The sequence below is a fragment of the Clostridium sp. genome (genome assembly GCF_017888565.1).
In the GTDB taxonomy this organism is placed as follows: domain Bacteria; phylum Bacillota; class Clostridia; order Clostridiales; family Clostridiaceae; genus Clostridium.
On sequence record NZ_JAGHFX010000091.1, the window covers coordinates 23,812 to 38,064 of the forward strand.

The following is a 14,253-nucleotide window of genomic DNA, read 5'->3' on the forward strand; positions in this document are numbered from 1 at the left end:
AGTCAAAATATAAAAAAGTTGGTGGTGCTATTGGAAAAAGAAAAGCAGTTAATAAAAAAAGTAAGTAAGCTTCTAGTATCAAGTGTAGGAGTAATAACAATTAGCTTTTTAATATTAGTAAGTTCTGTAACTATGTATCTTTTTAAGGCACAAGAATTTCAAACTGACGGTGGTGGAGGACTTATTACTGATATTGGAGCATTAGGAGTACCTAAAGATTTTGTACCATATTTTAATGAAGCAGCTAGTATATTTAATGTTCCTAATTGGGTATTAGCAGCAGTTGCAAAACAAGAAAGTAATTTTAATCCTAATGCTTCATACGGTGGAGCGTATGGGATGATGCAAATTCAAAAATATGATATAGCAACGGGTAAAGACTTATGGAAATATTTAATTGATATGGGCTTAGGAGATGCTTATAGAAAAGGTGGTTATAACTTTTCAACATCTGAAGATATGTGGAATATATATCTAAATGATCCTAAAGCTCAAATATTTGCCGGTGCATATGAGATGAGATATTACACCAATTATGTTCTGTATATGCAAAATAAAGTAGAGAGATTAGATTACAATAATAATGAAAATATGAAGCTAGTTGGTTGGGATAGAAGCGAAAATGATAAAGATTTTAAAGATACATTAAGGAGAGTTTTTGCTTGTTATAATGGTGGTCCTGGGTATGGAATGAGTGTAGATTTAGATAAAGCTCAACATGATTATCCTAATAAAGTATTTAAGTATGCTATGGAATTTCGTAGTGTTGGATTATTAGGAAGTAGTAATGAAATAATAGAAAAATCAATTGAAGCTGGAATGAAGTGGGTAGGAAAATCACCTTATGTATGGGGTGGAGGAAGAACGGAAGAAGATGTTTTGGCTGGTCGTTTTGATTGTTCTTCTTTTGTTCATTATATGTATGCAAGTTCAGGAGTTCAGCTTGGAGATAGAGCAAGTGTAGTAACATTTTCACTTGTTAATATGGGTAAGGAAATAAATCCAAAGGATATGAAAAGAGGAGATTTATTATTTTTTGATACCTATACAATTAATGGTCATGTTGCTGTTTATTTAGGTGGTGGAAAGTTTATACATGATGGTCCTACTAGGGGAGTAGAAATAGCAGATTTAAATAATCCATATTGGACAGAAACATTTAATGGACGAGTTAGAAGGGTTGTTGAATAGGTTAATAAAGTAAAGAAGGTGGGAAGTTTGAATAAAGAAAATATACAAGCTAAGGTAGATGAGATAAAGAAAAAATTTGATAAGAATAAATCAATACGATATTATTTTTTAGCTTCAATTTGCGTAATTGGAGTTTTATTTTTTCTATCATCAAACATTCTTTTTAATAAAGAAATGAGTTTAATGAGTACAGAAATTAATAAAGAAATACCATTAAATAGTGTAGTAGTTACATTAAAGGATAGACAATATAACAATGAAAATGGATTAGTTCAATTTACCATTAAGGTTAAAAATCAAAGTTTAAATGAAAAAGTAAATTTAGATTTTGAAGTAAGGGAAAAGACAAATCCAACTCAAATTATACCTAGTAAAGTAACAAAAATAACTAATAGTGATTATATAATAACTACAAAGGTAGCGAGGAAATGGGAAGCTCTTTCATTAACTGTATTAGATAAAAATACTGATGGAGAGAGTAAAGGAAGTGTTAAATTATATTCTGATGTAAGAGATATAAATATTAATACTGACTTAAAAGAGAAAGGAATAAATGAATATACAGTCGAGGTTATTGAAAATGAAATTAAAGATATTCAAAAAGAAATAGAAGAAATAAATACAGTAATTTCAGATAAAAATTCTAAAATAAATTTATTCAAAGAAAATATAACTACACTAGAAAATGACAAAGAATATCAAACTGAAAGTGAACTTGAAGCAACAGAAAATACAATAAAATCTAATCAATCAAGTATTGTTCAGCTAGAAAGTGAAATAAAAATTGAAAGTGAAAAATGCAAAGAGTATGAAGAGAAAATCAAAAAGTTAGAAGAAAAAATGAAAAATTATCAATAAATTATATACGGCAAAGTGGTGGTTTTTGTACGGTTTAGGTACGGTTTTAGTACGGCAACTTGACGGTTTTGGAAGTTTTTTTGTCCCCAAGGAAACACTAGGCTTTGCCTAGTCCCCCAATTTTTTTGGGGGCAGTCTCCCCTTATGCTCTTATTAAATATCTTCATATGTGGTTTCCAACTAAAGATATTTAATATTTCATTATTGGTAAGTTTGATTAAACTTTTTAAAGTTTATAGGTGAGCGTAGCGAGGACAAAGTCCTTAATAATTTTATAAGGAGATAAAAACATGGCAAATAGAGAAAGAAAAATTTATATGCTTAGTAAAAAGAATGTTGATTATATTGAGGAAGTTAAAGAGAAAAGAGATTTGAAATATAATAGTGAAGCATTAGATTTAATTATAAAAGAACATAGAAGAAACTCTGATATGCAATTAGAAAATATAATTAATTTAATTACAGAAAATGTATTAGAAAGATTGAAAGATGAATTATAATAGGGAGGTGTTTCTGTATGAGAAGATCACGAAAAGAATATAGATTAGATGAAAAATATATTGAGTATATAGAAGAAGTTAAAGAAAAGAATCATTTAAAATATAATAGTGAAGCTTTAGAATTAATTATAAGAGAACATAGAAATAATTCAGATATAACTACAGAAGTTATGATTAATTTGATTGGAGAAAAGCTTTCAGAGAAATTAAAGGCTGAATTATTAGGAATTAAAAAAGCTAGTAATGAATCTGATAAAAATACTCAAATTATAATCGAACTACTTAATGGTTTATTTGTGAAGTCAGGATATAAACTTTTAGCAACTACTGGTGATATTAAATGTAAAGCGATAGATAATGCAACAGAGTTTGTAGAGAAAAGAATTGCAAGTAAAAGAGTTGCTAAATTAGATAGAACATATTAAAGGATAACATTATGGTAGGTATAGTTCATAAGGTTAGATGGATTCAAAGTAATAGTAAAAAGTTCTCTAAATATATAGATTATATAGATAGAGAAGAAGCAGTAAGAAATTATAAGTTTGAAGATTTTTCACTCTATAATGACTATATGGATAATCCAAGTAAGTCGGGAAATTTATTTACAGCTGATAAAGATTTCTTAAATGAATATGAAAGAAAAGCTTTGAAAAATTATTTTTCTATTGCACAAGAGAACGAGAGTTTAATGTGGCAAGATGTATTTAGTTTTGATAATGAATGGCTTGAAAAAGAAGGGTTATATGATAAAAAAACTGGCGTTTTAAATGAGAAAAAAATAATTGAGGCAATTAGAAGCTCAATGAATGAATTGATTAAAAAAGAAGGGTTTGACAATTTACTTTGGAGTGGATCACTTCATTACAATACAGATAATATCCATGTTCATGTTGCAAGTGTAGAAGTAAATCCTAGTAGGGAAAGAGGAAAGAGAAAGCCTAAAACATTAATCAATATGAAAAGTAAATTTGCTAATAATCTTATAGATAGAAGTAGAGAGCAAAAAGAAATAAATGATATAATAAGAAAAAATATTATTGATAGTAAAAAAGATTTTTCATTTCATAAGGATATGGAAATGAAAAGAATGGTTTTAGAAATAATAAAAAAATTACCTGAAGATAAAAGACAATGGCACTATAATTATAATTCATTAAGTGAAGTTAGACCTTTATTAGATGAATTAACAAAATATTATGTTGATAATTATAAGAAAGAAGAATTTAAAAAGCTAGAAGATTTACTTGATAAAGAGACAGAATATTTAAAAGAATTGTATGGAGAAGGTGAAACCTTTAGATATAAAGATTATAAGAAAAATAAAATTGATGAACTTTATACTAGAATGGGGAATACACTTCTTAAAGAAATAAAGGAGGTGGTAAAAAATAATAATGAAAGTTTATTATATTCATACAAAAGTAAAACAGTAATATTAACAAAGAGGGATATTAACAAATTAAAAAAGGTATTTGATAAAGATTTTGAACAAGTTAAAAATCAAATGGCTTATGAGAGATTACAAAGAGAAATTGAAAATGAAAGGTAGAGATTTATGTTTAGTAATTTAGGAATAGTTAGAGAAGCAATAAGTGATACTGAATTAAAAGTATTGAGTATTGGTGAAGGAAAAGAAATTATAGTACAAGCTTCAAAAGATTATGTATCATCAATTAAGGCTGAATTAAATGATGAAGATGGAGAAACAGTTGTAGTTGAATATGATTTAAAAACTAAAATTGTAAATGAAAATATTGTTGATTAGCACCAGGTATTTTACCTGGTGTTTTATTATTAAGTTTTTTAAGGAAGGTGAAAGGAAAAATGAAAAAAACATATAATAAAAAATCAAAAGAAGATAAGGAAAGAGAAGTTAATGAGCTTTTAGAAAAAGCTAATGAAGGAATAGAAAAGTGCTTTACAAGTCCAGAGCAGTTCAAAGAACTTATTAATTATATGAGTAAATTTTATAACTATTCATTTAGAAATACTTTTCTAATTCAAGAACAATTTAAAGGAGCTTTAGCTGTTGGTTCATATGCTTTTTGGAAGGAAAAAGGATTTACAGTTAATAAAGGTGAAAAAGGAATTAAAATACTAGTTCCAAATAGATTAAGTGAGTATTTTATTAATTCAAAAGGTGAGGAAGTTAAATTAAGCAAAGCAACTCCTGAAGAAAAAAGATTAATAGAGCAAGGAGAAATAGAAGTAAGAAAAGGTAAGTTAATATTTAATCAAGGATATGTTTTTGAAGTTTCTCAAACTAATGCTAAAGCAGAAGATTTACCTAAGATATTTCCTGGTAGATGGCTTGATGGAGAAGTTCAAAATTATGATTTGATGTATAAAGCTATGGAAAATATAGCAAAGAAAATAGGAGTTAGAATTATAGAGCCTAAAGGAGAATTAGGAGCAGTAAAAGGAGTTAGTTATCCATTAACAAAAGAAGTCGCTTTAAATCCTAGGAATACTCAATTACAAAATGTCAAAACTTTAATACATGAGTTGGCTCATGCGAAACTACATACAATGGAAACAATAGATAAATACACTATAAATAAAAAAGAGTTCCAAGCAGAAATGTCTGCATATGTAGTATGTAGTTATTTTGGATTAGACACTTCAGAGTATTCATTTATATATATAAGTTCTTGGACTGAAGCTGTTGAATTAAAAGATAAGGAAAAGCTAATAAATGAAGTTAGAGAAACAGTTAAAGAGTATATTGAAGTTATAGAAAAAACTCTAATAAATGATAAAGAATTCTCTTTATCATTAGAGAAAGAGAATAGTTTAGAGAAAAAAGAAGAGAGAGAATATGATAAAAAATTATATGAGATAAAGGAGCAAGAAGTTATGAGAGATTTTGATTATAAATACTATTATGATTCTGATAAATTAAAAGAAGAATTTATTAAAGAATTGAAAAATCACAATATGGATGAATATGGATTGAGAGAATTTTTTGATTACACTTTTGATGTAGAAAAAATTAATAAGGAAATTAACAGAGAAATGCTTCAAAGTGGAACATTTGAAAGGGTAATAAACAATATGGCATCAACCTATAGATATGCTGATTATAGTTCAGAGATTGATGGAACAATAACATATTCAGAGAGTGTTTTAAGATTTAAAGATATAGTAAAAGATAGCATCATAAAATTAGCTGAAAGTGAAAATATAAGTTATTCAGATTTAGTGAATAATAAAGAGTTAAATGATTTAATAAAAAGTGATGATTGGAAATTAACAGAAAAAGGTTTAAATAATGATAAATTTGAATTGATGAAAAATGCAATAGAAGAATTAATGAAAAAGAATTATGGAGATTTCATTAAATCTATTATATCCATTGAAACTGGAATAGAAGATATAAATTTATTGGATAATATTTATGAGAAATATATGGATAATGATTTTAAACTTATAAATGATAAGTTTGAAGAATTACAAGATGATTTAGGAAAGGATAGGAGAGAAATGATTTCAGCTGATAAAGAAAAAGAAATTAGAAAGAAAATAAGAGAGCATGAAGAATGGATAAATAGCAAAGGAACTAGAGGAAAGCAGCTTAATTTAGAAAACGAAAATTTAAGTGGAATGATGCTATTAAATGTTGATTTAAGAAATGCAAATTTAAAAAATGCTGATATAACACAATGTGTTATATTTGCAGATTTAAGGGGAGCAAACTTAGAAGGGGCTAAGATAGATAATACAAAATGGACAGGTTCAAATATAGGTAAAATTACTATTGAAGCTAATAAATTAAATTTAATAGAATATCAGCTAGAGCAAGAAGGATGTAAGCATACAGAAGCTAGAAGAAGCCTTAAAACTAATAGAAAAGATGTAGAGCTTGAAAGATAGCATATAGAGGTAACTATGGAACATATTAAGGATTTATTGAATTTCAAAGAAAATAAGAAGTATAAAATAATTATTGTAATTTTACTTATAATCATTATTTTTATGCAAACTGGCTTATCTATGACAAAGAAAAAAATCAGAATTTTAACTGAAAATACAAATAAATTAAATGAACAAATAAGGGAGAATGAAATATCAAGTAGTTATAATGAAGCTAATAGTATAGATGATTTAATAACTGATGAAGATCCTAAAAAAGATACTGATAATTATGAAGTTAAAAAGAATGATTTAATAAATAGGTTTAAAGAAATTGGAGCGTTAGAAAATAAAACTTATAATACTAATATTAAGGATGGAAAAAAATATCTTGTTTTTGAAACTCTTAATTTAGAAATGACTGATAATCAAATTAAATCAACTTTTAAAAATATTATTAGTGATGAATTTGGAATAGAAATTACAGAAAGTAAGTTAGCTGAAAATAAGTTTTTTAAAATCTACCTAATTGAAGAAAATTAAAATTTGAGGTGATTTATGAGTAAATTATCAAAAAATTTTAAGAAGGAAGAAGTTTTTTATCTTAGTAAAGAAGTTAAATATTTAATGGATCTATTAAACGGAACAACATTAATTTGTGAGGATAAATTTAAATTAAGACATATAGAGCAACAAATAATTAAAGTAGAAAACTTACTATATGAATTTGAACCTACAATATATGATGAATATTCACTAAAAACTAAATATGCCTATAATAAAATGATAAAAGCTAAAAAGGAATATGAAAGAGTAGTCATAGAAAAATGTTTTAAAGAAACTATAGAAGAGTATAAAAAAAATTATGAAGATACATTAAATGAATATAAAAAACTCAAAGAATACAGAGATAAATTAAAAGAAGTTTTAAGCAATTAATCAATACGAAAGGCTTCTATCTAAGTAATATAGGCTCATAAGAGCCTATAAAATTTTTGGGGTTTATAGGGTGGAAATTTTTTGGCAATAACTGGTAATTGGTGGCGATATAATAATTTTTTTGATATGTTGATTTAGTAAAGTTAAAACAAAAAAGCAGTAATAATAATTACTGCTTTTTTGTTCAAATTATATTGTTTTAATCCTTAAAATGTAATATAATTTAGAAAAAAGAAGAATTTCTTCTTCATATTTTAATTCCGAACGATAAACTAAAATGTTTGGCGACATTTTAATTTATATAACTGAAACTGGTAGTCTGAATACCAAGAGACAGAGTGTTGGAACTTTAAATTCATTTTATGCTTATATAATAGCATAAGGTGAAAGTTTGTGCAATATAAAAAATCACAAATTGACAGGAGGAAACCAAAGTAATTTTTGGTATAATTTACAATTTGAATTTTAACTTGCGTAACATAAGTTTTGATATATAACTCTTAGGTATTTATACCTAAGAGTTTTTTTGTTGTAGGAAAACATTACGGAGCAATTTAAACAGATAAATTGTGGGGAGGGGGGAACTATACCCAAAATCACAATTTATCAGACGAAAGGAGGGACAAGACTTTGAAGGATAAAGGGAATTTTATAGAGCAAATGTTTATATATAAAATGCTAAATAAAGCTGAAGAAGTTCAAAATTATTTTGGTATTCATGAAGTAGTTTCAGGGGATTTTTCTCAAAATAGAATTGAGAAAAAATATGAAACTCATATAGAGAAATTATTAGAATATCCTATAAAAAATAGATGGAATAAAGAGCTTAGTCATATGAGCCTTCAAAGTTTTTGTACCTTCTTAAATAAACAAAATAGAAATTTAAGAACTGAAGAATTAGATGATAGATATTATCCATTTACACTTGAATTTGAATCATCAAAGAAGATAGATCATAGTGATGTATTATTAGAAGTAGCCCAATATCTTAAATATTTAATGAGTGAATTGAGTGTAAATAAAGAAGATTTTACTATTATAATAAATAATTCAAAATCAGTTTATATAATGGTTAATCCAAAAGTATTTGGATTAAAACCAAGTAAAAATGTACATAGAATTTATACAGAAATGTATAAAAAAATAAAAGAAGAACTAGGCTTAAAATTTGTAGATGAAAGTGTAGTTAATTCAAGCTACAGATTAATAAAAACTCCAGGATCTTATTACAAAGGTGGATATGTTAATTATGTTTCACTAGATGAGTTTATGAGCCTAATGACTGGTTATTTAACAAGGGCAAAATTAACTAAAAGACAAAGGGACATAAGAAACTTAATGTTACCTGGTATTCAATCAGTTCCAATGACAAGATTATATGATAAGTCAAAAAAGAAGGTTGAAAAGTCTTTAAAAGAATACAAAAATAAAGGAAATAAAGTTTTAAATTTACCAGGAACAGAATGTACTAGAGAGTGTGTAAAAACATTAATAAATATGCCAGTAATGGATAAAGGTAATAGAAATAATTTCTTAGTAAGTATAGCATTAGGTCTAAGTGAAGCTAATTATAATGGAGATGAAATTAAAGAGATTCTAAGAAGAAAAGCTATAGAGTGGAAACATGATGAAAGTTTAAGAGCTGTTGAAAATAAGTATAAATCATTAATAAGAAATAGGACTAATTTTTCTTGTGATAAAGTAAAAATGCTTTTTGAAGAAGAAGGATTAAGCCTTGGTTGTAATGTCTGTAAAAAGGCTATAAATAGTATTTATATTTCAAGAAGTATAGTTGAATCTATTTATAACAACAAGGGGGCAGTACGTCATTATAGAGCCTATTTAGAGATAGAAAAACAAAAGCTTTTTGGTAGATACTTTAATATAGATGAAGTTGGAATAAAAGTAGCAACTTTAAAAGAATTAGCAAAGAAAATAAATGGAAAATTAGAAAAGAAACAAGACTTATTTAAATTAACTATAAACAGAGGAAAGGCAATATATAGATTACCTTTAGACTATATAGAAAATGCAGTTGATGTATTAGATCAAAAAATAGGTAAGGTATTAATGTTAATAGTTAAAGCATATTCAAGTAATACTTATGGAGCATTTATAAGCTTGGGAGTTTCAAAAATTGCTGAATATTTATCTTTCAAAAATGAAAGAAGTGTATATAAGTTCTTAAAGGAACTAGAGAAGATAGGTTTTTTAACTAAAAACAAAAATGGAATAACATTATATTATAAGAATAGAAAAGTAGTAAGTTTAGAAGAAGAAAGAGAAAATAGAAAAGTAAAAATTATAGAAGGAACGAAAGTAGTAAACGGGCTACAATTAAAATTTGATTTTGAAAAAATAGAAGCTGGTACAAATATAAAAGAAATAAATTTTGAAAATTATAACTTCAATAGAATTGAAAGTAATAAAGAAATTAACAGAGGTTCGCCACCATGAAAGGTATAAATTAATGTTCGTGTTTTATGGCTAGAATTTTTATGGCCATAAAACTTTTAATGAAATATTCCAGGATAATTTTAATAAAAATACGAATAAAAATATAAGTTATAGAAAAAATGTACAAGCTATCTATAAGGCTATCTAAGGAGTTTTATATTTAAAGGTATTATAATACTAAAGTCATATAAATAAGGCTATAAACAAATGAAATAATAATATAATTGAAGGGGGGTAAAAGTTCAATGAAGTCAATTTCCAAAATAAGTAATATTTTCGGATTGATGAAAAATTTCAACAATAAAATTTATACGAATACATTGAATTTACTAGCTTTTAGGAGTATTAAGAATTTTTGTATTTAAATATAATATCTTTATATAGTTCCCCGTAGGGACTCTCATTCTTCTAGCAAATATTACTTATTTTAATAAAAGTATATACTATCAAATTTTGTATTAATATATGAATTTCATTTACGAGGATAGTATATAAGATATATTATTTATTATATACGGGAGGTGTATTTTAGAAGATACTTAAAGAAAAGATTAAGAATGACAAGAAGTTTAATTTATTTTTTTAATGTTAAATTAAAGATATGGAAGGAGAATTTATATGAAAATTAATAATGATATGATAGCTATTAGAGTTACAGATAACAATAATTTTGAAAGAGCAAATAAAATAATGGATATATATTGCAAAAATGCTTCAGAAAATAAAGGAGTAACATGGTACTCTACAAATCTTCCAATTGGTAAAGATCAAGATCCACCTAACGCTATACTTTTTCATAATAAAAAGAATTTTGAATTTTATTATATGGTAGATATATTAGAAATAAGAAGTTTTGAAAATAAAGAAATTATTACAGAAAGAGAAATTCCAGAAGTTTATAAAGATGTTCCTAAAAAAACATGGCTACGAATAAGTAATATTAAAAAAATAGAAAAAGATGTTCTTAAACAATATTATACAAGAGATAAAAATGAATTATTATTTGATAAATTAACTAAAAATAAAAATGAACAAATTTTCTCACGTATATATTTTTATAAATTGGAAGAAGAAATTTAGTAATAAAAAAGAACTCGTTTTTATTTATCGAGTTCTTTTTTAGCTTCTTCATACTGTTCTTTAGTATAAGGAATATTGTTTTCTTTTAATACCTCAACATACCTATCTAGGTTTATTATTTTTTCTCCTGGTCTTGTTAGGAATGGATTATTTATGTCATGTGGTTTCCATTTATACATAGTTACCTCCTTAAAATAAATTTAAATAAATGTATAATTAATTGATTTACTATGCCTACAGTCTAATGAAAGAAATCCCGAACAACCTAAAAATTTTTCTCCAGTTTTATTATTAGATTTTTCAATCATTTTACTTCCACATTCTGGACAGTAAATAGGAGCAGTAGATAATAGTTTAGTAAGTTCACTTTCAATAAAAGCATAGTTACAATTATCGGGTTTCAATCTTAATAATTGTATTCCATTTCTTTCGAGTAATGAATTTTTAAAAGCATCTCTTATTCTTTGCTTATCGTCTAATTCGTGATGTGATCCATCTATTTCAATTGCTACTAAAGGAACAAAAGATTTTTCAGATAGTAATAATATATCTATATGATAAGAAGAAAGTTGCTTTAAGTTTTGATTGTTAAAATCATTAGTAGGTTTAAAAAGTTCTCTTAATGAAACATGAGGTAATATTTCAACTTTAGCAGATTTATTTTTTATAAAATTATTAATATAAAAATATACTTCTTTTTCTAAAGAGCTATCCCAAAAGTCTTTTTCTTTATAGTAATATGTACTTTTTTTTATACTCTCAATTCTTTCTTCAGTAGATTTGTAATTTTGATTTAAAGTTAAATTTTTATTTGAACTTACATTATTATTTTTCTCAATAGTAAGCCTATTAATTTTTTGAGTTAAGTTTGATAAAGATTTTTTTAAAGAGTTATTTTTATATAGCAAATAACCTATTATAATACAAACAATTAAAAATTCCATATGTACCCTCCCAATATTAATATTATTAATATTAATATTTATTAGAAATTTTTTCAAGTTTTAGGATATAAAATAAAAAATTGTCAACTAGAGAAAAAATATTGAAATTTCAAATATTCAATGATACTATATAATATATAGTATCTTGTATATTTAAGTATGAGGGGAGGATTTTATGGATATAGACAAGGAATCGTTAAAGGGACATCTTGATTCAATAATACTAAGTGTCTTATTAAGTCAAGATAATTATGGTTATGAAATGATAAAAAAAATAAAACAAGAAACTAATTCATTATTTGAAATAAAGGAAGGAACTTTATATGTAATATTAAAAAGATTAGAGAAAAATGAATTTATAGAATCATATTGGGATGAAAGCTTAAAAGTAGGTGCAAAACGAAAATATTATAAGATAACAAAAAGGGGAATTAAATATTTTAAGCAAAAGAAATCAGAATGGGAATTTCTAAAAGGTGTATTAAATAAGTTTTATGAGGAGAGATAATATGAAGGTTTTAGATGAGTATATTGAATCAATAATTAAATATTACGATAAGGGAAATGTAGATTTAGACACTTTTAAAGAAGAAATTAAAGAATATTTAACTGATAAAATTGAAGAACTTAAGAAAAAAGGATATTCAGAAGAAAAAAGTATTGAAATAGCCAAAAGTGAATTTGGTAGTCCTTATGAGTTAGAGAAAGACTTTTCATCATTATTCAAAGTGAAAAATAGATGTTTTTTTATTGGAATTATTAGTTCTATTAGTGCTTTAAGCATATTATTTATTAAAAGTATAATAAATAATTTATATACCACTATTGAAAGGCAAGATTTTTTAATCATATCTTTTATTATTTATTCAATATTAATGCTATTAAAACTTTTGATTGATAATAAAAAGAATATAACTATAGATAAGAAAAATATTTTATTTATAAGTATAGTTAATATTTATTTGATAGTTATTATTTCAAAATTAATTTTTCCTATTTTTATAGATTTTAATAATATAGGCAGCACTTATATAGAGTTAAGCTTTTCTAAGTATTATTTTAAACATATAATTTTATATTATATTCCATTTGGAATTTTCATACCTATGATATTTAGTATTTTTAGAAATATAAAATCAGTATTTATACCAGGATTAATATTATTAACAATAAGTGTTATTGGAAGCATAATAAAATATATTTTGGGAAGAATATTGTATTTAAACTTATATTCATATATCTTTATGATCATTGGAGGTATATTAGGTTCTTTAATATTTATGAAAATATATAAACGTAAAAATATAGGTTGGTTATTATAACCAACCTATATTTTTTAATAAGCGTATATTTCTCCAAAACTAGAAGTTGTACCGCCAACTTTCATTTGAATTTTTAATTTACAATTATCAAAACTTTCACCTGGTATTTTATTTAAATAAAGTTCTCTGGAGCTAGAATCCCAATTGTTATATGAAGCAGTTCCAGTCCAACTAACATTTTTATAACCAACCCATTGTTTTTGAACAACAGTATATTCTAGTGGACCACTTTGTTTTAAATTAAGATGAACATAATCGACATTAGCACTAAATGAATCACTATATTTAATAACATCACCATCTGATGCAGAAAGAGTAACATACCAAGATGTTAATTGAACACGAGGAGTTATAACAGGAATCTTTTCACCCTTTTCAATAGTCTTAATTGAAACATCATCTTTTAAAAGAATAAATGTTTCAGTTGAATTATTTTTTACTGTTAATATTTCTTCGGTAATCTTATTATTATTGTAATAAAGTTTGCAATTTACATTATAAGTATCATTATTTTGCTTTTCAATTGATAAGATTTCAAAATCTTTTAAAGTCATATTAGGATTGTTTAGAGCTTCAATAACTTCTTTTCTTGAATCATCCTCACTTATTATTGATTCTTCTTTTGATAATTTTAGAATGCTATTAATATCTTTATTTATAATAGCATTTAAATATTCATTAGACACATCTTCAATAACTGAATTTTTTGTATCTAACTCCATAGCTGAAACTGGAAGTGCAGATAAAGAAAAAACTGCACCAAAGATAACGCTTAGTATTCTTTTTTTGAACTTAACCATAGCAGCCTCCTAAAAATTTATTATTTTTAATAATATTTTACAAAATTTTTAAAAATATGTCAAATTAGTAATATAATTATAAAAAAGATATATATATATTCATTTTTGTAATAAATTTATTATAGGATTGAAAAAATAAATATATAAATTTTTTTATTTACTAACTAGTCTAAAAGTTTAGTGTCAAAACTTAACACTTTTGGACTAGGGGTGTTTTTTACTTGACATAGATTTTTAATTAACGATAGAATAATACTTAATGAGGGGTCAAAAGTAATGGTCAAAAGTGATAGTATAAAATTAGTGTAAA

16 protein-coding genes are annotated in these 14,253 nt (G+C 24.9%); 13 read left to right on the top strand and 3 right to left on the bottom strand.

Features of this window, described 5'->3' with window-relative positions; genetic code table 11:
• Positions 1–30: 30 nt before the first annotated feature.
• The 11 genes from J7M87_RS17645 to J7M87_RS17695 all read left to right on the top strand — a co-directional run bounded on the left by J7M87_RS17645 (position 31) and on the right by J7M87_RS17695 (position 10,877).
• The gene (locus J7M87_RS17645; protein ID WP_243177741.1) at positions 31–1,191 is read left to right on the top strand and encodes a C40 family peptidase; all 1,161 of its coding nucleotides are present in this window, start codon (positions 31–33) and stop codon (positions 1,189–1,191) included.
• A 27-nt stretch (positions 1,192–1,218) separates the two neighbouring features.
• A complete protein-coding gene (locus J7M87_RS17650) occupies positions 1,219–2,049 on the top strand; it encodes a hypothetical protein (RefSeq protein ID WP_291653118.1) in 831 nt (276 codons plus the stop codon).
• A gap of 290 nt (positions 2,050–2,339) precedes the next feature.
• A complete protein-coding gene (locus J7M87_RS17655) occupies positions 2,340–2,549 on the top strand; it encodes a hypothetical protein (protein WP_291653120.1) in 210 nt (69 codons plus the stop codon).
• 17 nt (positions 2,550–2,566) lie between these two features.
• A complete protein-coding gene (locus J7M87_RS17660; protein ID WP_291653122.1) occupies positions 2,567–2,974 on the top strand; it encodes a hypothetical protein in 408 nt (135 codons plus the stop codon).
• An 11-nt stretch (positions 2,975–2,985) separates the two neighbouring features.
• Positions 2,986–4,098 (top strand): MobP2 family relaxase, encoded by a 1,113-nt coding sequence (gene mobP2 / locus J7M87_RS17665; RefSeq protein ID WP_291653124.1) that lies wholly within the window; start codon positions 2,986–2,988, stop codon positions 4,096–4,098.
• Between the two features lie 6 nt (positions 4,099–4,104).
• Positions 4,105–4,314: a hypothetical protein gene (locus tag J7M87_RS17670; protein ID WP_156627256.1), complete on the top strand. Its 210-nt coding sequence runs from the start codon at positions 4,105–4,107 to the stop codon at positions 4,312–4,314.
• A 59-nt stretch (positions 4,315–4,373) separates the two neighbouring features.
• Entirely contained in the window at positions 4,374–6,422 is a 2,049-nt protein-coding gene (locus J7M87_RS17675) for an ImmA/IrrE family metallo-endopeptidase (RefSeq protein WP_291653129.1), read from the top strand.
• 15 nt (positions 6,423–6,437) lie between these two features.
• Positions 6,438–6,944, top strand: a complete 507-nt coding sequence (locus J7M87_RS17680) for a hypothetical protein (RefSeq protein ID WP_291653131.1) — start codon at positions 6,438–6,440, stop codon at positions 6,942–6,944.
• A gap of 15 nt (positions 6,945–6,959) precedes the next feature.
• Positions 6,960–7,340, top strand: a complete 381-nt coding sequence (locus J7M87_RS17685) for a hypothetical protein (RefSeq protein WP_186860795.1) — start codon at positions 6,960–6,962, stop codon at positions 7,338–7,340.
• A 630-nt stretch (positions 7,341–7,970) separates the two neighbouring features.
• Complete coding sequence (locus J7M87_RS17690) at positions 7,971–9,797, top strand: hypothetical protein (RefSeq protein WP_291653133.1); 1,827 nt, start codon at positions 7,971–7,973, stop codon at positions 9,795–9,797.
• A gap of 618 nt (positions 9,798–10,415) precedes the next feature.
• Entirely contained in the window at positions 10,416–10,877 is a 462-nt protein-coding gene (locus J7M87_RS17695; RefSeq protein ID WP_291653135.1) for a hypothetical protein, read from the top strand.
• A 20-nt stretch (positions 10,878–10,897) separates the two neighbouring features.
• On the opposite strand, the gene J7M87_RS17700 is transcribed toward J7M87_RS17695, so the two are convergent.
• Together J7M87_RS17700 and J7M87_RS17705 are read right to left on the bottom strand one after the other, a co-directional pair.
• Positions 10,898–11,056, bottom strand: coding sequence for a hypothetical protein (locus tag J7M87_RS17700; protein ID WP_291653137.1), 159 nt, complete (start codon positions 11,054–11,056; stop codon positions 10,898–10,900).
• A gap of 21 nt (positions 11,057–11,077) precedes the next feature.
• The gene (locus J7M87_RS17705; RefSeq protein ID WP_291653139.1) at positions 11,078–11,821 is read right to left on the bottom strand and encodes a DUF2726 domain-containing protein; all 744 of its coding nucleotides are present in this window, start codon (positions 11,819–11,821) and stop codon (positions 11,078–11,080) included.
• A gap of 175 nt (positions 11,822–11,996) precedes the next feature.
• On the opposite strand from J7M87_RS17705, the gene J7M87_RS17710 reads away from it, so the two are divergent.
• The gene (locus tag J7M87_RS17710) at positions 11,997–12,329 is read left to right on the top strand and encodes a PadR family transcriptional regulator (RefSeq protein WP_291653142.1); all 333 of its coding nucleotides are present in this window, start codon (positions 11,997–11,999) and stop codon (positions 12,327–12,329) included.
• 1 nt (position 12,330) lies between these two features.
• Complete coding sequence (locus tag J7M87_RS17715) at positions 12,331–13,143, top strand: permease prefix domain 1-containing protein (RefSeq protein ID WP_291653144.1); 813 nt, start codon at positions 12,331–12,333, stop codon at positions 13,141–13,143.
• Between the two features lie 14 nt (positions 13,144–13,157).
• On the opposite strand, the gene J7M87_RS17720 is transcribed toward J7M87_RS17715, so the two are convergent.
• A complete protein-coding gene (locus tag J7M87_RS17720) occupies positions 13,158–13,943 on the bottom strand; it encodes a hypothetical protein (RefSeq protein WP_291653146.1) in 786 nt (261 codons plus the stop codon).
• Positions 13,944–14,253 lie beyond the last annotated feature (310 nt).